The organism is Chryseobacterium sp. FR048, from assembly GCF_056844665.1.
Genome location: NZ_JBXDSE010000003.1, coordinates 87,419 through 107,843, shown reverse-complemented (window position 1 = coordinate 107,843; position 20,425 = coordinate 87,419). Strand labels below are relative to the sequence as shown.

Annotated in this window: 16 protein-coding genes; 5 read left to right on the top strand and 11 right to left on the bottom strand. The window is 38.6% G+C overall.

The window, feature by feature from the left end; translation table 11 throughout:
- The 4 genes from AC106K_RS09760 to AC106K_RS09745 form a co-directional block, all read right to left on the bottom strand.
- A complete protein-coding gene (locus AC106K_RS09760; protein ID WP_482444922.1) occupies positions 1–702 on the bottom strand; it encodes an SH3 domain-containing protein in 702 nt (233 codons plus the stop codon).
- An 88-nt stretch (positions 703–790) separates the two neighbouring features.
- Positions 791–1,462 carry an SH3 domain-containing protein gene (locus AC106K_RS09755; protein ID WP_482444920.1) on the bottom strand — a complete coding sequence of 224 codons (672 nt, stop codon included), beginning with the start codon at positions 1,460–1,462 and terminating at the stop codon, positions 791–793.
- Positions 1,463–1,672: 210 nt separating this feature from the next.
- Positions 1,673–3,796 carry a cation:proton antiporter gene (locus AC106K_RS09750; RefSeq protein WP_482444918.1) on the bottom strand — a complete coding sequence of 708 codons (2,124 nt, stop codon included), beginning with the start codon at positions 3,794–3,796 and terminating at the stop codon, positions 1,673–1,675.
- A gap of 8 nt (positions 3,797–3,804) precedes the next feature.
- Positions 3,805–4,368, bottom strand: a complete 564-nt coding sequence (locus AC106K_RS09745) for a hypothetical protein (protein ID WP_482444916.1) — start codon at positions 4,366–4,368, stop codon at positions 3,805–3,807.
- A 254-nt stretch (positions 4,369–4,622) separates the two neighbouring features.
- Between AC106K_RS09745 and AC106K_RS09740 the strand changes: the two genes are divergently transcribed.
- On the top strand, positions 4,623–5,546 hold the full coding sequence (locus AC106K_RS09740; RefSeq protein WP_482444914.1) for an alpha/beta hydrolase: 924 nt from the start codon (positions 4,623–4,625) through the stop codon (positions 5,544–5,546).
- Positions 5,547–5,582: 36 nt separating this feature from the next.
- On the opposite strand, the gene AC106K_RS09735 is transcribed toward AC106K_RS09740, so the two are convergent.
- Positions 5,583–6,488 carry a DMT family transporter gene (locus tag AC106K_RS09735; RefSeq protein ID WP_482444912.1) on the bottom strand — a complete coding sequence of 302 codons (906 nt, stop codon included), beginning with the start codon at positions 6,486–6,488 and terminating at the stop codon, positions 5,583–5,585.
- Between the two features lie 237 nt (positions 6,489–6,725).
- Here AC106K_RS09735 and purE point away from each other — a divergent pair, with 237 nt between their 5' ends.
- Positions 6,726–7,229, top strand: coding sequence for a 5-(carboxyamino)imidazole ribonucleotide mutase (purE, locus tag AC106K_RS09730; protein ID WP_482444910.1), 504 nt, complete (start codon positions 6,726–6,728; stop codon positions 7,227–7,229).
- Between the two features lie 98 nt (positions 7,230–7,327).
- On the opposite strand, the gene yiaA is transcribed toward purE, so the two are convergent.
- From yiaA to ahcY, 3 genes are all read right to left on the bottom strand, one after another.
- Complete coding sequence (gene yiaA, locus AC106K_RS09725; RefSeq protein WP_065392731.1) at positions 7,328–7,720, bottom strand: inner membrane protein YiaA; 393 nt, start codon at positions 7,718–7,720, stop codon at positions 7,328–7,330.
- A 369-nt stretch (positions 7,721–8,089) separates the two neighbouring features.
- Entirely contained in the window at positions 8,090–8,887 is a 798-nt protein-coding gene (locus AC106K_RS09720; protein ID WP_482444908.1) for a hypothetical protein, read from the bottom strand.
- 103 nt (positions 8,888–8,990) lie between these two features.
- The gene (gene ahcY / locus AC106K_RS09715; protein ID WP_047094722.1) at positions 8,991–10,304 is read right to left on the bottom strand and encodes an adenosylhomocysteinase; all 1,314 of its coding nucleotides are present in this window, start codon (positions 10,302–10,304) and stop codon (positions 8,991–8,993) included.
- Positions 10,305–10,469: 165 nt separating this feature from the next.
- On the opposite strand from ahcY, the gene AC106K_RS09710 reads away from it, so the two are divergent.
- Positions 10,470–11,000 (top strand): pyridoxamine 5'-phosphate oxidase family protein, encoded by a 531-nt coding sequence (locus tag AC106K_RS09710; protein WP_482444906.1) that lies wholly within the window; start codon positions 10,470–10,472, stop codon positions 10,998–11,000.
- A gap of 228 nt (positions 11,001–11,228) precedes the next feature.
- A complete protein-coding gene (locus AC106K_RS09705) occupies positions 11,229–11,843 on the top strand; it encodes a 4'-phosphopantetheinyl transferase family protein (protein WP_047094720.1) in 615 nt (204 codons plus the stop codon).
- Here the strand turns inward: AC106K_RS09705 and AC106K_RS09700 are convergent.
- A complete protein-coding gene (locus tag AC106K_RS09700; RefSeq protein ID WP_482444904.1) occupies positions 11,824–14,088 on the bottom strand; it encodes an FUSC family membrane protein in 2,265 nt (754 codons plus the stop codon). The genes AC106K_RS09705 and AC106K_RS09700 overlap by 20 nt on opposite strands.
- A gap of 254 nt (positions 14,089–14,342) precedes the next feature.
- Here AC106K_RS09700 and blaCHM point away from each other — a divergent pair, with 254 nt between their 5' ends.
- Complete coding sequence (gene blaCHM, locus AC106K_RS09695) at positions 14,343–15,101, top strand: CHM family subclass B1 metallo-beta-lactamase (RefSeq protein ID WP_482444902.1); 759 nt, start codon at positions 14,343–14,345, stop codon at positions 15,099–15,101.
- A 135-nt stretch (positions 15,102–15,236) separates the two neighbouring features.
- On the opposite strand, the gene porV is transcribed toward blaCHM, so the two are convergent.
- Together porV and porU are read right to left on the bottom strand one after the other, a co-directional pair.
- Positions 15,237–16,400 carry a type IX secretion system outer membrane channel protein PorV gene (gene porV, locus AC106K_RS09690; RefSeq protein WP_482444900.1) on the bottom strand — a complete coding sequence of 388 codons (1,164 nt, stop codon included), beginning with the start codon at positions 16,398–16,400 and terminating at the stop codon, positions 15,237–15,239.
- 59 nt (positions 16,401–16,459) lie between these two features.
- A complete protein-coding gene (gene porU, locus AC106K_RS09685) occupies positions 16,460–20,359 on the bottom strand; it encodes a type IX secretion system sortase PorU (RefSeq protein WP_482444899.1) in 3,900 nt (1,299 codons plus the stop codon).
- Positions 20,360–20,425 lie beyond the last annotated feature (66 nt).

The following is a 20,425-nucleotide window of genomic DNA, read 5'->3' as shown; positions in this document are numbered from 1 at the left end:
TTAAAAAGGCTTCTTTAAAATTCTTTCCTTGTAGACCCCTTTTACAATTTTAAAAAGAGCTACATAAGATCCGGCTCCGTCAGAATTGAGCATGGTAAGGTATAAAATATCACTTTTACGATCATAATAACATGCGGTAAACTGGTTGCTGGGATTGAAGAGGTTTTCAATCTCTTTAGTAGGAATCTGAATTTTTTTATCCTTAATCTGTACAGTGATAGATTTATAATGCGTTCGGGGAATAGTTCCGTCGGTTCCCCAGATCAGGTTCCCTTTGTATTTATCCTCTACCTTTTGTCCACCATAGCTGGATGAAGAAAAGAATTTTTTATTTTCCTTATAATTGAACTTTTCAGTAATAATATCTACCTTAATATTGCCGGATTTGAAAGAGGCTTTATTTTCATCATTGATGATAGGAAGAATGGTCTCATAAGAATCAATAAGCTTAACTTTTGAACTATAAATATAACCGGCTGTTTTGTCATTATAATAAACATTCATCCAGTTTTTATTATTGGTATCCGGTTCAGAAGCATAGACAATCTCATCAGAATTGATCTTCCCTATAATCTTACTTTTTATATCCGGATTTTCTCTCAGATTGACATAGCCATCCTTGTCTACAATTTTGGCAAACTGAGCAAAAGATAACTGGATACTTAAAATCGTAGCGACAAGGAATATTTTTTTTATTTTCAATGCTATTTGATGATTTTGGGTTTAAACAAAAATAATTGTATCATTTAACCTGATGAATTCAGGAAGTGTTCTCTTGGTGGACGTAAATTTAAAAAGGAATCTCCAGAACCCTTTTCTTGTATTGTCCTTTTTCAATGATAAAAAGCCCTACGTACGAACCGGCTCCCTCTGAATTATTCATCGAGATATACAGCGTATCGTTCTCACGGTCATAGTAACAGGTCGTCGATTTATTATCAATTTGGAACAGGTTCTCAATCTCTTTCGCAGGGATTTGGATCGTCTTGTTTCCAATTTGTGCTGTGATGGAGATATAGTGCGTTTTAGGAATCGTTCCGTCTATCCCCCAGACTTGCTGCCCTTTGTAAAAATCACCCTGCAGGGTTGAGGTAAAGTCTTTTTCATTTTCTTTAAAATTAAATTTTCCCGAAACAATATTGACTTTAATATTCCCTGATGCAAAGGTCGCTTTGTTGGCATCCCGTACACTGGGAGGAATCTTTTGATAAGACTGTATATACTTTAGTCTTGAGCTATAGATATAACCGTTGGTTACATTCGCCCAATTCTTATGAACCGGATCAGACTCAAATATATAAACGATTTCATCAGAATTGATCTTTCCTACGATCTTGCTTTTTGCATCTGCATTTTCCCTTACATTCACATAGCCGTCTTTATCGGTTATCTTGGCAAACTGAGCAAATGATAATTGTACACTTAAAGCGGCTGTCAAAAGGAATATCTTCTTTGTTTTCAATGAATTTTGATTTTAGACAAAAATAGTTTTATTATTTCACTCCAGGTGAGGAGTTTTCTTTTAGGGTTGATAGAGAAAGGAAGCTAGAGGCTGGAAGAGGGAAGTTATGGTAGTGATAAAAATACTTTAAGCATACTTTTATAACTTTCTTTAAGAGTACGTCAGCAATTACCCGTCTGTGAGTAACTTCCAGCTTCCAGCCTGAATTTTTTATTTAAATATTTTCTGAATCACATTTCCAATCTCCACAAAATCTCCATGATTCCCTACAGATCGTATTTCCGGGCTGTTTTTGTCATATTCCGAGAATGGGAAGATCAGAAGATAATTATTATCATTCAGGTATCTGTTCAGAAGTTCAGGAATCAGTCTCATTTGTGGAATATAGGACTTCATACCCCTTTTGGCCATCAGAATGATCAAAGCTTCATCATCTTTAAGCTTGGTTGCTGTTCTTCCACCATCCTGCCATGTATTCATAATGATGAATTCAGCTTCTATATTGGCTTTTTTAGTGATCTTCTGAAGAATATCCAGAATGTTTTCAGGTGCATAAAAAACAACTGTCGCTCCGGAATTTCTGGCAATATTCCATACCCTTAGCAAAGCGTGGAAGAATCCTGCTTCCTTATGAGCATTCTCAGGAATCATTACAGCATAGCGCTTAATGGTGGAAAGGGGCTGTGCCGCATGGTATACCAATACATTCACATCATCATTCTGAAGATAACCGTTGTACAGATTATAAACGAATGAAGGGGAGAACCCTTTTTCATCTTCCAGTCCTATGATAAGATCGGTGATTTGCTGTTCTTTGATGACATTGTTTACCCCATTGATCACGTCATTGTCATATCTTTTGAGAGCCTGTAATGTCACATCTGCTGCAGCTGCGGTATCTACTGCCTGATGAAGAAGCTTTTCTGCATTTTTTACCGAAGATTCATTCTTATCTTCATTGATCACATTTAAGGCAAAAAGATCCTCCGTATTCGAGTGGGCTTTGATAAGAATTCCCAGATTGACCATTCTTTCAACGGTTTCTTCATGGTTGATCGCCAGCAAAATACTTTCTTCTTCATGGCTGTTCCCGGAAACTGTATCTTCATTATCACTTTCTGCAATTTTCTGGGCACTTGCCATTGAAATAAAAGAAGAGATCGTACAGGAGATCAGGATCAGCAGAATACTTCCGTTCAGTACATGCTCATTCAATAGCCTTACCGGTTCTCCGGTTTCCGTTTCAGAAAGGATGATATTATATCCTACCATTACCGAGGCCAGTGTTGCTGCCGCCGAAGCAGAGCTCAGTCCGAAGATCAGTTTTCCTTCCTCTTTAGTCAGTCTGAACGTTTTTTGTGTGGCTACGGCAGAAAGATATTTCCCACCAATAGAGGCCACCAGCATAATTCCGGCTACCTCAAGAGTTTCCCAGCTTTTAAAGAAAACTTTGAAGTCGATCAGCATTCCTACACTGATCAGGAAGAACGGAATAAATATCGCATTTCCCACAAATTCAACCCTGTTCATCAAAGAAGAAGTGTGAGGAATAAGTCTGTTTAAAGCCAGTCCGGCAAAGAAGGCACCAATGATAGCCTCCACACCGGCAAGTTCTGCAAGCATGGCAGCCAGATAGATCATCACCAGAACAAAAATATACTGGGAGATCTTATCATCCACTTTCTTGAAAAACCAACGGCCGATAATAGGGAAGACAATCAGTACAATCAGGGCAAAAACCACAAATGAAACAGAGAGTTTCACCCAGAATTCCGTACCCACATCCCCCTGAGACATCCCAACGATCACAGCAAGTACCAATAAAGCAAGAATATCTGTAATCATGGTCCCTCCAACAGTGATATTGACCGCCTTATTTTTAGCAATACCCAATTTGCTGACCAATGGATAGGCGATCAGAGTATGGGACGAAAAAAGACTGGCAAACAGAATAGAAGTGAGCATTGAAAAATGAAGAATGTAATATCCACCTAAATACCCCAGTACAAAAGGAACGGTAAAGGTGTAAATACCAAAAGTGAGACTCTTCCACTTATTCTTTTTAAAATCTCCCATATCAATCTCCAGCCCGGCCAGAAACATGATGTAAAGAAGCCCGGTCGTTCCCGTTACAACAATGCTGCTGTCCCTCGACAGTACATTGAATCCGTTAGGGCCTATTACAGCACCGGCAATAATGAGCCCCAAAAGGTGGGGAACTTTTATTTTATTCAGCAGCAATGGAGCTGCAAGGATGATGATCAGTACCAACAGGAACTTCAATACCGGATCTTCTATAGGAAGACTCAGGTTGTGTATACTCAGTAAAATCATAGGTGTTTTTATTTTGTGGAACGTACCAATTCAACAGAGAACTTCGCTGTACAGCCATCAGAGGTGATGGTTCTTGTTCCTTTGATCTTGTTGTCAGAAATGTCATTCAGAAGAACGCTCATTTCTACATTCTTTTTGGCTGTAGAATCTGTCTTGAAGGAAAGTCTTATTTCGTTATTTTCAAATTTCCCTGTGTACAGCCTTACCAGATTATTGTTGTTGATAATTTTGGTAACAGGCTGGGTAGAATCGTTATCGAACTCCCATACATCCGTACGCTGATCGCCTACCGCATAGTCGCTGCAATTGGATTCTGTACAGATCACTTTTCCATTCCAGGGGCCGGAAATTTCTGCCGGCCAGGTAGCAATGACCACCGAATCTTTTTTGGAAAAAATACTGTCTCTCATTTTTAAGAGGGATTGGTACTCAGATTCTTTCTTGGCAAATGTTTTTTCTTTCTCAAGCAATTGCTTTTCTCTGTCTGCCAGATTCTTCTCTTTTTCTTTGTAATCGCAGCTTGTCAAAAGAAAAGAGGCTGCAAGAAGGATAAAAAATGTGTTTTTAAGCATATGGTATGGGATTGAGTATACAAGATAGGAAAAATGGAGGAAATAAGAAAATTACATCTTTTCCACTGGAAATTCCTCTCTGACAAATCTGGCTTTTTCATCCTGAATAGAGATAAAAGCTATATTTTAAACTTCAAATGATTGATAATTTCAGCTTCATAGTTGGTGATCATTGAGTTTTGATCAATATAAAAAAAACTGAAATTCACATCAGAAATTTAGCTATCTTCAATATGTTGTAATACAATACTTCAATGAAGAAAGTCTTTTTAATCCTTTTATTCTCTGTGAATCTGATGGCACAGAAGACCGTTGCTATGGAAGCTCTTCCCTCCATCCCTCTGTGGGTAAAAATACCGGATGGGCCTGGGCCTGGAGGAGAATGTATCCGTTCACCCAAAGGCTCTCTTACACATATCAGTACTCCGGAACTGAAGATTCATCAGCCTGATAATCCTAACGGAATTGCTATTCTTGTGATCAGTGGAGGTGGGTATGCGCATATTGAATCGGGGTCAGAAGGTTATCCTGCAGGAGAATGGCTAAAGTCTAAAGGAATTACTGCTTTTGAATTGGTGTATAGACTTCCGGGTGAAGGATGGGCTTCAAGATCGGTTCCTTTTCAGGATGCCCAGCGTGCATTAAGGATTATAAGAAGCAATGCAGAAAAATATAAGCTGGATGCTCATAAAATAGGAGTGTTGGGGTTTTCGGCAGGCGGACATCTGGCAGGATATATTTCCTCTACCTTCAATACCGTTTATTATCCACCGCAGGATGCTGCAGATCTGGTTTCTGCCCGGCCTGATTTTACGGGGATGATCTATCCCGTTGTATCGATGCTGCCGCCTAATAACAATACGCACTCTTTTAAATCTTTGTTGGGAAATGCATCCAATATAGAGGATCAGATCAGACTTTCTGTAGAGAAACAGGTAGGTACACAGACTCCAATAACTTTTTTGGCTCAATCCGAAGATGATCCCATTTCATCTGTAGAAAACAGTATTCTGATGTACCAGGCCTTAAAGAAGAATAAAATTCCGGCAGAGCTCCATTTGTTTCAATCAGGAGGTCATGGCTGGGGATTAGGAAAGAAGGGGACCAATACTGTGGAATGGACAGATTTGTTTTTAAACTGGTTAAAAGTGAATGGAATTGATAACAGGACTGAGTAAACCTCATTTAAAGTGTTTAAAGTCTTTTACCTTTTGTTATGCAATTTGCCGTTTTTTGAACATTTCCGGTTTATAATTGATCATAAAAACACCACAGATAATCAGTGCTGCTGCAAGGATAAACTTAAAAGAAATCTGTTCGTCCATAATGAGCCATCCTAAAAATATGGCAATGATCGTATTGATATAAGCCAGAATGGAAACCTGTACCGGAGAAATTTTGGTTAAAGCATAATGGAAGGCAAAAAAAGCCGCTACAGATCCAAAAACAGAAAGATACAGCATGGCTGAAATACTCTTTAAACTCCAGTTGCCAAAATTATAATTTTCAGAAAACAGAAAAGCCAGGATAATCTGAACAATCCCGGCGAAAAGAAACTGATAAAAAAGATTCAGGGTGATATTTCCGCTTTGGATATTCAATTTTTTAGTGAAGATTGTACCTGAGGCCCAGCCGGAAATGGCACAGAAAAGGAAAATCATTCCCATTCGGTAATCCGGATTGGCAAGATCCTGAAGGCCGTCCCAGAAAATAAAAAGAATGCCGCTGAAACACATCAGCACACCGGCAAAAGCCCGGAAACTGAATTTCTGTAACCCTACAGCCACACTTCCCAGGAACACCAGAATAGGGGAGCAGGCACTGATCAGGGAAGCCAGACTGCTTGATACTGTTTCTTCTGCAACCGTAGTCATCCCGTTAGCGATCACCAGCATCAAAGAAGCGAAAATGGTCTGATATCCCAGACTTTTCCAGCCAATCCATTTGAATTCTTTTCTGGAAATAAGGAGGAAAAACATGATGACTGAAGCCAGAAACTGACGGATTCCCGCTACGAACCATGCAGGGATCGTTTCTACAGCTACACGAATGGCCAAAAATGTTGTTCCCCAAACAAGGGCAACAGTAAGAACAGCGAAAATGAGTTTGTAATCTTTCAAGGTGAATCAGAGTCTAACCATCAAATTTACCGGTTTTAAAATGAATCTAATGGGTACAGTTGTTATTATTTTAGGTGATACAGATACAGGGTAATAGGTAACAGGTAATGGTTAATGGGTAAGGGGGGGACTGTAAAAGGTAGATAATATGGAGACACAAATAATCTTCGGCTTCCTGCTTCGGGCTCTTTCTTAATTTTTAATTTTTTATCTTTGAACATCTAATAAAAATTGAAGATGGTAGGAATTATTATGGGCAGTCAGAGCGATCTGCCGATCATGGAACAGGCTGCAAATTTTCTTAAAAGTCTGAATATCCCCTATGAATTGACCGTAGTTTCAGCGCACAGAACACCGGAAAGAATGTTCGACTATGCAAAGACTGCAAAAGAACGAGGCCTGAAGGTAATCGTAGCCGGAGCTGGAGGAGCTGCTCACCTTCCTGGAATGGTAGCAAGCTGTACAACACTTCCGGTAATCGGGGTTCCGATCTTGTCCAGCAACTCTATCGACGGATGGGATTCTGTTTTGTCAATTCTTCAGATGCCTGGCGGTATTCCTGTAGCAACTGTAGCATTGAACGGAGCTTTAAATGCAGGAATTTTAGCAGCTAAAATCCTGGGAAGTGCAGACGCTCAGGTTGCTGAAAATCTTCAGAAATATCAGGATTCTTTAAAAGATAAAGTATTGGGAACCGTGGATGACATCAAAGCACAGCATCCTAATCATTTTGATCAATAGTAGATCTATATACTCCAAATAAAGCCTCACTTTTCAGCGAGGCTTTTCTGTTTTTTTAATGTGATAATTTTTCTTTTCAGGTATGTTACAACTTCATATTATTCCTGAAGCATATTGTCCCGGGTATTTTTCTGAACGGCGATGGCCCCGAAAAGGGCAAGGAGAAATGCAAAAGCATAGAATCCTTTTTCGCTTGGAAGTATCGTTGCATTCCAAAGCCCAATGGCAAGCAATACAATGGAAGATAAGGTGGCGAACCAACAGATCCCATAATAAATATCGGTTACCTGAATATTTTCTAATTTGTCACGGACGGCTTTCTGCAAAGAAACAACTGCGAATAGACCATAGAGAAGAATGGTGAAATAATATCCTTTCTCATTAAGCTGCATTTCGGCTCTTGCAAGACCTACAATATAACCAATCATTCCTGCTCCCAATGCCACCCAAGATGCTGCGACAAATGCATTCGATACTCTTTGTTTTTTCATGAATTAATGTTTTAAGAGTCTAAATATATTCATTTTTTATAAACTTAGCTTCAATAACAGGAAAATATGGGTAAAATACGGAAGAATTAAAAAAAACAGCTTCTATTGTATATTGGCAATAGGGTTCCGTAGTAAGTTTAGGCTGAAGCCAATGGAATATTTTTTTATAAAAAACGGGCTGAAGCCCGTTGCAATTGAATATGATAATGGAATGTCTTCTTAATGGTTACAGGTTTTAGCCCCGATAGCAGCGGTTACCCCGGAACATGAGCTGGAAGAGGTTAGGGATTAGATATGGGAGAGGAGTATGAGCGGATATCGGGAATCAGCTTCTAAAAGAAAAACTCCCCAAAATTGGAGAGCTTAGTATTATTGAGTAATATATTCGTAATTATATTGAACGGAAAGGTTTCCGTTGGCTTCTTTTGAGACCACCTGAACAGGTAAACCAGAGTTGTTGTACTGTATCGTGGAAGTTCTGTTCTGATTTTGTTCCCAGATGCCATTGTTTTTGGAGCTTATCTTTTCTGTCAGATAATTGTTCTTGCTTACAGTATAAGCCCCTCCCATCATAAATTTGAGATATTTGTTGAAATTGGTATATGGGTTTAGCTTGTCATCATAGGAATACACAATTTTAGTACCGAAACTGGTTCCTATAGTCTCTGAGGTTTCTGATGAAATATTGTCCCCGTTATAAGTATAGGTATTGACCATTGGATGGAAACAGTCCGGTGACTGACAAAGAGTGGAGGAGGTAAGCTGACCGTTCGTATTGTAGCTAAAGGTAATGGTACTGTTGCTATCAGGATTGGTGTAGATTCCTTTAATGTTTGAAAGCTGATCTCCGTTATAATTAAATACCGAATAATATTCTAATGTACCATCTGCCATATAATAAGTGGCTTTTGAAGGTTTCCCGTTAGTGTATTCAAATTTGGAAGATCCGGATTCTGACCATGTTTTTATAAGTTCACCCTGGTTATTGTATTCCATATTCTGAATGCTGGTCTGTGGCTTACCCGGGTTGTCATAGTATACTGTCGTAACTTTGCTTAATAATACCCTGGATCCTGAAGGAGTATGAGTTCCGTCATTATCATCATTACTGCAGCTGCTAAAGAACACAGCCGAGCTCATTAATCCCAGAAATAAGTAATTTTTCATGCTATTTTTTTAGTTGACAAAAATAAGAAATGACTGAGTGTACGCTATAAAAAAATCCCACTATCTTAGAAATAGTGGGATTTTATCATGTTTTATATAGATCTTAGTATCTGTAGTACTCAGGCTTGAATGGCCCCTGTACTTCTACTCCGATGTATTCAGCTTGCTCTGGAGAAAGTGTTTCAAGCTCTACGCTTAATTTCTTAAGGTGTAAAGCTGCTACTTTTTCATCTAAGTGCTTAGGAAGCATGTATACTTCGTTTTTGTAAGCAGCAGAGTTGTTCCACAATTCGATCTGAGCCAAAGTCTGGTTAGAGAAAGAGTTAGACATTACGAAACTTGGGTGACCTGTAGCGCATCCAAGGTTTACCAATCTACCTTCAGCAAGAATGATTACTTCTTTACCTTCGATCGTGTAGATGTCTACCTGAGGCTTCACTTCAGATTTAGTCTGACCGTAGTTTTTGTTTAACCAGGCCATATCGATTTCATTATCGAAGTGTCCGATGTTACAAACGATCGCTTTATCTTTCATTTTAAGGAAATGTTCTCCTCTTACGATGTTGAAGTTACCTGTTGTAGTGATGATAATATCAGCGTTGTCTACTACGGTATCTAATCTTTTTACTTCATAACCGTCCATTGCAGCCTGAAGCGCACAGATTGGGTCAATTTCAGTAACAGTAACGATAGATCCGGCTCCTCTGAAAGAAGCAGCAGTACCTTTACCTACATCTCCGTATCCGCAAACTACCACTCTTTTTCCTGCCAACATTACGTCTGTAGCTCTTCTTACAGCATCTACTGCAGATTCTTTACATCCGTATTTGTTGTCAAATTTAGATTTAGTTACAGAGTCGTTTACGTTGATAGCAGGCATTACCAAAGTTCCGTTCTTCATTCTTTCGTAAAGTCTGTGAACACCTGTCGTCGTTTCTTCAGAAAGTCCTTTAATATCTTTTGTAAACTCAGGGTATTTATCAAAAACCATGTTGGTTAGATCTCCACCATCGTCCAGGATCATGTTCAATGGTTTTCTGTCTTCACCAAAGAATAGAGTCTGCTCAATACACCAGTCGAATTCCTCTTCATTAAGACCTTTCCATGCATATACAGGGATTCCCGCAGCAGCAATAGCCGCAGCAGCGTGATCCTGAGTAGAGAAAATATTACAAGAAGACCATGTAACTTCAGCTCCTAAAGCTACCAATGTCTCGATAAGCACAGCCGTTTGGATTGTCATGTGAAGACATCCAGCGATTCTTGCTCCTTTAAGCGGTTGAGATGGCCCGTATTCTTCACGGATAGCCATCAAACCTGGCATTTCTGCCTCTGCAAGGGTGATTTCTTTTCTTCCCCATTCTGCAAGGGAAATATCCTTAACTTTATAAGGAACGTATTGTGTTGTAGTACTCATATGTAATGAATAATTTTAAATTCAAGTGATAACGAAATGCAAAATTACAATTAATAATTAAGATATAAAAACCACAATTTAAGTTCCTTTTTATGAGATTAAACATAGCTTAAAATTATTTAGTCTTAATATAAATAAGTACTTTTATCTGATAAATCAAATATTATGAATCATACAAATACCCAGGACGAGTCTCAGAGAAAAGCAAAACCTGTTGCTCCAAAAGTAAATGAACTGATAGACCGCACCAAAAGTGTCCTATTAGCCACTGTAGATGCCGAAGGAAATCCAAATTCGAGCTATGCACCATTTGTTCGGGAAGGAAATACCTTCTATATTCTGGTATCTTTCATGGCAAAACACACCAAAAACCTTTCAGAAGGGAGAAAAACATCGGTAATGTTTATTGAAGATGAATCGGCAACCAAACAGATCTATGCCCGTGAGCGTTTGACGCTTGAAGCCTCAACTTCACAGATAGAGAGAGACTCTGAAACCTGGAATACTATTATTTCTAAGCTTAAAGAAGCTCACGGAAAAGTAGTAGATGTTATATCTGAAATGGGAGATTTTATCCTGATTGCTCTACACCCTGTAAAAGGATCTTATGTGAACGGTTTCGGAAGTGCCTATTTTGTGGATGAGAATCTTGAAATTGTTGAACATAGAAATGATGTGAACCATCAGTCTAAATAAATTAAGAAAGGGAGCTGGAAGAGGGAAGCAGGGAAGTTTATACCAGTTAAGGTAAGTAAAAACAGTCTCTGAATAAATTTTCTGATTAAGTCTGCATTTGTTTTCCGGACCTCCATCTCCCTTTTTTAAATCATAAGTTTACAAGAGGTTTTTACAGACTATCATAACTTCCATCATCTCGCTTCCATCTCCCATCCTTTTTTCGTATTTTTGCAGAATAAAAAAAGAATGCCCCTTTACCGAGATTTTTCAGATGATAATGCCACAATCCTTGTTTGGAAATATGATGAAAGCGAAGAACTTGACATCAATGAACTGCTGGAACCTGAAAATGCCGAAAAGGTAAAAGATTATCATCCGAAAAAACTTCTGGAGGTACTGATGGTACGTAAGCTTTTGAAAGGCCTGAAACCTCACTCCAAAATTTTATATAAAGAAAGAGAACCTTTTCTTTCTCCTCAGGACGCAGAAATCTCTATTACCCATTCTTTTCCATTTGCAGCCATTGCAATTTCCAACAACAAAATAGGTATTGATGTCGAGAAATTTAACCCTAAGATTTTAAGGGTGATTGATAAATTTACCTACGAAAATGAACGGGGTTTTATTCCTGAAGATAAAGCCGATACATTCTACACCATTATCTGGAGTGTAAAGGAAAGTATGTATAAGATCCATCATTCAAAATACTGGTCTTTAAAGAAAAACTATGAAGTAAAACCGTTTGAGTTGAAACATCTGCATAAAATAAGCTGCAGGGTATATGACGAACAGTTTTCAGACGAATTTAAAGCCCGGGTAGAGTTTTTTGATGACTATTGCTTTACGATTGTGGAGGAGTAGCGTGTTTTTCACTCCTGTATTTTTCAATCACTTTTCTCTGTTCTTTAGCCACATCATAGATCAGTTCCAGAATGTCATGAATGTTCTTGAGTTCTGTCAAATGTGAGATTTTATCAGGATCTCTTCGGTCAACAATATCATTTTCCTCTATTTCGGTCTTCCTTTTCATGAGCATATCTTCAATGGAAGAATCCTCCGGTTCAAGCCGGCTTTCCATTTTCAGGGCTTCATTGACGTCGTTACCGTTGAGGAGAGTAGAGGTCTGCTGCATTTCTGCTTCAATCTTTCTGCTCCAGCTTTCAGCATCAATTTCAGGATATTGCTCATTGCTTTTGGCGTACTGAGAAAGAGAAGCGGTATAAGCGGTGACAAGGTGTGATGTTGCTACAAACTGATGCACGACTTCCAGTTTTTTCTGCTGATTTTTGGGATCAGAAATCATTCGCTGGAAATTGTCGGAAAGATTGGCCAGTGAAATGATTGCATTTTTTCGTTTTACTTTATAATCCTCAATATCAAAATTTCCCTGTAAGAATTTGGAGATTACACTTTGGAAATAAATAAGATTGTCTGCTGCCGATTTTTTCATCAGATCGAGATTCTGAGTATGTTCCCAAACAGGCAATACAATATAAGAAACGGCGAAAGCGATAATTCCTGCAATAGCAGTATCGAGTACCCTGTCTTTAAAAATGATATTGACCTTCCCGGGATTCAGGAAATTGAAACTCAGGAAAACATAGATGGTCATAAATAAAACGGCCCAGAAATAGCGTCCTTTCAAAAAGCTGAAACACATGATCATACTGATCAGTAGAATGGCAAATAAAACTCCGTTGATATGTACAAAATGGAGAATGATATAAGCGATTGTGGCTCCGGTTACCGTTCCATAGAGACGGAGCAGGTTTCGCTGCTTGGTAATGGAATAGGCAGGCTTTAAGATAGCTGTAATCGTGATCAATATCCAATAGGTATGTCCAAGGCCCAGAGAATCAAACATGGAGAAAAGATACCCCAGCAGCAAAGCGGTGGTAATTCTTATTGCATGGCGGAAATGAGAGGATGATAATGAAATATTATTCCTTAATACCTTTGAATTCAGCTTAGGCTCATTAGGCATGAACTTTTTAAGGTCTAATCCCGTAGATAAACTTTTGGCCAGTTTTAAATCCTGTGAGAAGACTTTGTAAATCTCGTTGATCTCTTTGGTGATTTCATTGATACGCATCAGGATCTGGCGCAGGACCATGAAATTTTCCAGACTGTCGGAAGATAATTGTTTATTTCTGAGTTCGAAATAATTATAGTTGAGATTCTTTAATTCAAGTTCAAGATTAAACATGGGCTTTGCTCTGGTACCACTTTGGAGAGCGATCCCGATATTGGTGATCTCTTCAGCGAGAAGATTAAGATAATCGTGGATATTGACCAGGATCATACTGTCTTCGAAGCTCTGCTGAAGCTTTTGATAGTCACTTTCAGAGGTCATGAGCTTTTCATGAAGGTCCATAGAGTTCAGGAACATCAGCATCAGCAAACGACTGGTCGTAGTCGATTCATTGACAATGGTTCTGGTTTTAAAAACGGTTTCTCTGGTATCTTCCTGAAGGTTTTTTATTTCGATCTGTTTGGCAATGACCTGTGTGGTAAGTTTGTCAAAGTCAGGGTTCTTCTGATAATAATTAGCTTTGATCTTTAAAAACTCGGCAAGTTGAAGGTAGTTTTCTCCAATCATTTGTCCGGCGAGTTTATAAGGTCGTATGGTGGTTACCACAAGGAAGATCAGCAAAAACCAGATGCATCCGCTGGCAAAGATGAGTAAGCTTTTAAGAATATTACTTCCGGTAAGATGGCCGTCAATAAAGATGGCGAGGACGACAAGAGATAATGAACCTACAGCAGCCAATCTCTGGCCATATACCCCGATCAGGGAGAAAAACATCCCGAAGACAATGATCTCAAGAAGGACCAGGAGCTTAAAATTCATGACGAGACTGGCAATGAGGGCTACCAAAACAAAGCAGCAAATGGCAAATGCAAGTGCATTTCGTCTTCGTATAAAAGGTCCGGGTTGGTCAGTAAGGGCGACAAAGCTGGTTCCCAGAGGAAAAAGGAAATATTCTTTCAGAATTCCAAAGTGGGCGAGGACTAAACAGGGCAGAACAGTGGCTAATGTTATCCTGATTGCAGAATATACATATTGACTGGTTACAAATTTTTTTAGTTCCGCTGAATAGTTCATACTACAAAAATAGCTATTGAATTTAAGAAAATCGCCATAAATAAGAGACTTTTGTGAACTTAAATATTATATTTTTTTAATAATTGGTTTTTCTCATCGTCAGTAGTCAGATTGACTTACAGAAAATGAATGACGAAGGTCTTTGGTGCACAATTAACCTATAATGCAGATGATCCGTCTGTATTTTATTTTGATCTGGTTTCTCATGAATTTTACCTGATATTCCTTAATTTAGTTTTCCAATTCCTAAGCATATGAAAATCAATATTAAAAATATATTCATCTTTTTATTTTCTTTTGTGATCTTTAGTTGCCATTCTCAAAATAAAAAAGATTTTGTAGCGAAAGAGGTCTATAAATCCGGAAGCCTGATTATTACTCAGATTTCGAAAAATACTTTTATTCATACCTCCTTCAAGCAAACCAATGATTTCGGGAATGTTCCCTGTAACGGACTGGTGGTAAGAAATAATAATGAGGTTATTGTTTTTGATACTCCAACGAATGATAAAGGAGCAGAGGAACTGATACACTGGATCAATGAAAAACTTCATGCAAAGATTAATGCTGTTGTTCCTACCCATTTTCATGATGACAGTTTAGGCGGTCTGCAAGCTTTTCATAACAAAAAAATACCTTCATACGCCTATTCTAAAACTATAGAATTGGCCAAAATAAATCATTTTACCGTTCCTCAAAACAGTTTTAACGACTTTATTATTTTAAAAGTGGGCAACAGAGAAACAATGACAAAATTTTTTGGAGAAGGTCATACAAAAGATAATGTCGTGGCCTATTTTCCATCTGAAAAGATCCTGTTTGGAGGCTGTTTATTGAAAGAGGTTGATGCAAGTAAAGGATATTTGGGGGATGCTAATGTTTCAGCATGGTCCAATACTGTTGAAAGAGTGAAAAAAGAATATCCGGAGGTAAAAATTGTTGTTCCCGGGCATGGGGAATATGGTAATGGAGAATTGCTGGATTATACGATTCAGCTATTTAAAGGTCAATAGTCAGTTTTTGCTTCGCAGAGCGAATGGGGGATAATAATTAGGTTTAAAATAAATTGAATGGATGATCATCTGCTATCCACCAAAAAAAGCCTCATTACATCTGTATGAGGCTTTTTGTATAGAAATTGTTGTTGTTTAACGGTCGTTGTTGGAAGTTTCCTCTCCGATGTTCCAGGTAAGACCGAAACGAAGGGTGTTATCCAACGCACTGTTGATTTTAGACATATTGATCAGGTAAGAAAGATCCAGTCCGAAAGAACGGTATCTTAGCCCTACACCCGCCGTAGCGAATTGTCTTGCTCCCTGCTCTTCACTTTCATGGAAGTAACCTCCTCTTACAGAAAAAGCATTGTCATATGAATATTCTAAAGCACCACTATACATGATACTGTTTTTGTTTTTGAAAGATTTTCCGATACCGGCCATAGGACCTACGTTAGGAATTTCATATCTGGGTTGTCTTGTGTTTGGGTCGATTCCCGCATATTCAGATCCCGGAACCAAAAGTTTTGAACCTTCTACCGTCAATCCGATTCTGTTCATATCATCCAGGAACATATCATACCCGATCCCCAATCTTGCCATGGTAGGAAGATAAGATCTTGATTCCTCATTTCCTGTATAATCCAATTTTGGACCTAAATTCTGAATGGCTAAACCTGCATTGATCTTACCATCATATCCTCCGATACTTGAGAATCTTGGAGAAGTATAGTATCCTGAAACATCCACTGCAAAACTGTTAGCAGGCTTTAGCGTTGTATCTGTGTTGAATCCACCAGCTAAGTCTGAACGAATGAATCTACCGGTAACGGCTCCTGAGAAAGAATCAGAAAGTTTCAATGCGTAAGCAACGTCAATGGAGAATTCATTTGGTTTTGATGTACCCATTGAAGCGATCTCTGTACCTACCAACTGCGTCAGGTCAACCTGTCCCATATTGAAATAATAGATACTTGCAGAGATGGTAGATCTCTCTTCCTGTCCCAGAAACTTATGGAAGGAAGCATATAATAAGAATACATCATTGGTAAGTTTTCCCATGTAAGGCGTATAGTTAAGACCTACGGAAGAACTTGTTCTGCTGAAAGGATATTTAGCCGCATTCCAGAATTGTGAAAATGCATCCGGAGAGGTTACCACACCCTGATCTCCCATACCTCCAGACCTCGCATCTGGAGCAATTCTTAGAAAAGGAGCTCCGGTAAGAACTGGGTTTACTTTGCTTAAATCTTGCGAATAGCCTAAAAAACCAGCACTCAAACCAAATCCTAAAAGCAGTTTAGTAGTTAAATTCATATGTTGTCTTTTATATATTATCAGTTTTTTATTAATTTTATTGTCTATGTCTTATTTAATTATTTCAAAAGTACCATTTTTTCTACAGCTGTGGCACTTCCTTTGCATTTTTCTTGGTTTTGACTTTTTGCAAATATCTTAAAAATATACGTACCTTTTGCAACAGTAGATCCAAAATCGTCTCTTCCATCCCATTCTATTGCCTGACGAGGGGTTCTAAAGCCCTGTAGGAACGGTTCTGCAACCACTGGCTGAGATAAAGTTTTTACCAATCTTCCCGTAATTGTATAGATTTGTACGTTGACATCCAGAATATCATCACAATTGTGCTCAAACTGAATATACGTTTTATTAGTAAACGGATTGGGCCAGTTCAGCGGACGGTTGATGGTCAGGTGCTGGTCAGATTCATCCTTAACTTCAAAATTTAACGTTGCAGTTGTAGAATTATTGTTTATATCCCAAACTTTAAATGTCAATTGGTGCTGTCCTATCGATAGATTTTTGAAAGGATAGCTTACATTTCCTTTCTGGTAATCGGCAAGACTTGGGTTCAGACATCCGTTTCCTTCTCCCGGAGAGTAGAAATCATTCAAGATAACCGTATTGATGATCTGCCCATCCAGGTAGACTGTAATGTCATGTCCGATTCCTGATCCGGTAGAATTAATTCCCGTATCATCCGTAAGACATGCAAGAAGCATTGGGTTCTGGTTGGTAATTCCACCATCCGCGAAGTTGGTGTTATTCATATACAGCTTTACTTTCGGAGGCTGGTTGTCATTAATTCCGTTCGGGTTAATATCACCTACCTGTACTGCCTGATTGTTGAAGACATCCGTTGCTTTATTATCAGCGTAAGCAAGTATCCTTCCGGTTCCTACAGCATAATTGATGTCTTTAGGCACATAGAATTCCGCCGTGAATACTCCGTTTACAGCAGTTCCTGCTGCTTTTACAATAGCACTTCCTTCTTCCGTATATTCCAGTATAGGAGTCAGGACGCCAATATTGTTCAGTGTTTTTTTATTTAATCTCTTATCAAAGATATTGATGGCCACTCTTCCGTTGAAAGTATTGTTCAGCGTACCATCAGCCTTATTAATGTGTCCTTTTACCTTTACAAAATCCAGTCCTCTGATTAATCCGGGTACCGGAGTTTCAATATTATCAATCACCAATAATCTTTGAGGTCTGCTTAGTTTCATGGCAGGGTCACCCAGGAAATTTACCTTCAGGTGGTTGGTATTCGGTCCTTTCTGTTTTTTTGCAAGGAGATGGGCATTCCCTAAAGAATTGAAATCATCATTGGTTAATTTAAAGATGTTTTTGGTAAAAGTATTGGTGAAATCACGTCCATAATCTACTCCAATAGCGCGGCTGGAAGTAATCATCGTTGAAGCACCTCCCTGTTTTAGCTTGATAAACTGTTCTCCTACAGAATTGGTTCCCGGCTCATCCCATAGTGTAAATTCACAGGTAATCGTAGATACAAAAGGGAATCTGCTGTATACATTAGAAAAATTGTTGGCATTTTGTACTTCTGTACTGGTCAGTACTCTTTCCTGTGCCCAGCCATTGATCCCTCCGTGCCCGAAATAGAACAGATATAAACTGTTTCCGATGGCATTGGAAATTGCCTGAGTTACCTGTGGAAATCTAAGCCCTGCAGATGTACTTTGGGCTGCAAAAGCATCCATATACAACTTCTTGACATTATATTCTTTAAGTTCCAGCTGTCCCGGTTGTTCAAATATACTGACCAAAGAATTGTTCATTACAGTATGGAAAGGCGATCCTCCTTCATTGTTATCATCCACCACGAAGTCAAGTCGCATACGCCAGTCTCCAAAAGGACTCGACTGTCCTGAAAGAGAATTGTAGTAAGCCAGCGTTTTGTTGATCATATCTCCGGCTTCAGTTGCATTGGATGCAGGAATTCTTCCGATCGGTACATCCGGTAGATTGTTTTCAATAAGAAGGTTATTTTGTGGCTGGGTCATTACAATATAATCATCCGTAACGAATGAGGATACTACGTCAGAAGACTGCTCACTCTGATAACTGGAAACAATATTGTTATTATTAGGGATTCTGTTCTTATAATCAAATGAAGTATCTCCCAGGATGAAAACATACCTAAGCCTTCCTGTGGGAGTATTTAATTTGGTTACAAAATCTCTCACCGCAGTAAGATCTTTACTTCCGCTTCCAAATTCTTCGTAAACTTTATTGATGTCTACAATTTCTACTTTATAATTGTTGGTAGTCTGGTGATAATTGGCAAGTCTCTGTGCCTGTCCCATCATTTCAGGGACAGTAAGAATCAGATAATCTACATTCTGTAATGCCGATAGGTTCTGATTACCGATTCTTCCTACAAACTGAGGACTGTAAGCCGCATCAGCACGGAATGCCACAAACTCGTTGTTGAAGTTTTGGTCTGCAGCTATATAACCGAAGTTGAATGAACCGGCTCCGGCTTTGTTTACCCTTCTGTTGGCATTTGTAATATCAGTAACATCCCATATCTGTTCCAGATTGCCGGTATTGGTCATGCTGAAACCATAGTTGGTATTGCTTCCGCTGTCTATAGAAAAATCTCTGAAGTTCATTTGCGAACCGTTAAACATAAGATTTTCTTTATACTGAAGCTCGATATAATCAAAGTAGAAAGTTCCGTTAGGGTTTTTAGAGATGTCCGGAGTATAGTTCACCGTAATCTGATTTCCCGTAAGATTGGAGATGGTTCCCGTATATTGTATAGGATAGAAGTTATACTGGATTCCTCCCGTATCAGCTGGAATTGTTTTTGAAAACGGGGCCACATTATTGAGTTTAAAATCAATCGTATTCTGCTGTGCTTTGTAGCCTATGACCTGAGATCTGTATCGTATTATATCATTAGCCTGAATAGGAGCGTTCAGAGTGACTGTAACTGTCTTATCACTGTTGAAAGGCGTTTCTTCCACCCAGGTTCTTCCTACTTTTACCAGGTTTTTCTGATCTTTATTCACCACAAAGTAGTTGTCGTATCTTGTGATCATCTGCGCCGGAAGATTTCCGTCAATCGTCTGAACGCGCTTTCCGGCACCTTTGTCAAAGTTGATATAATAATAAGAATAATCTTCGTAAATATTCTTTACATTATTACTTCTCTCGAAAAATCTCGTATCTCTTCTTTTGAATCCGTTTCCGTTATTGGCGTCATAAAGGTTATATCCATCAGGTCCCTGTGCATAGAAAAGGGCATAATCATTGTCATTCCATACGCCGTCATCTTCACCTACCACCTGGATGGCATTTTCCTGCAGACCGCTATATCTAGGATCTCTGTTGAATTCAGGAAGCATGATTCCTCCATTTCCGTAAATTCTGAAGTTTTTAGGATTTACAGAAGAAGGATTGATCCCGTTATCTTTTAGAAACTGAGTAGTAATTTTAAATACACCGGATTTGTCAACCTTTATTTTATAAAAATTACCGCTCGAAAGAGGATTTCCTGAGGTTCCTATTTTGTTGACTCCTCCTGATAAAGCCAATGGAAGAGCATCTTCAGTAACATTAAATGAAGACAGCCTCTGAATACGGCCTTTTACATTTTTAAACAAAGCAACACTTATGCTGGCATAGGTTTCTCCTTCCAGTGTATAATATGAAACGTCTGCCATGTCATAGTCAGGAAGACTTCCTCTGTCCAGCTCGAATAAATCCTGATTGGAAACATTTTCCCAGGCAAGGTCAGAAATTTTCAATTGCTTTTCTCCGATTTTTTGCTTGGTTACTATAAAAACATTATTTTGGCTGTAAGAAAAACCTTCATTTTTGAAAATCGGAAGATTAATTTTTGTGTCACCAAAATCCTGAATTTTAGAACCATTCCATTCTATGGTGTTTCTTTGAGCGTAAAGTGTTGATGCAAAAGCGATTAAAGATAAAAGCGTGATTTTTCGTTTCATGTTTACTATTGAAATTGCTAAATTACAAAATAAATGAAAATTTTAGAATTAAATTGTGATACAATA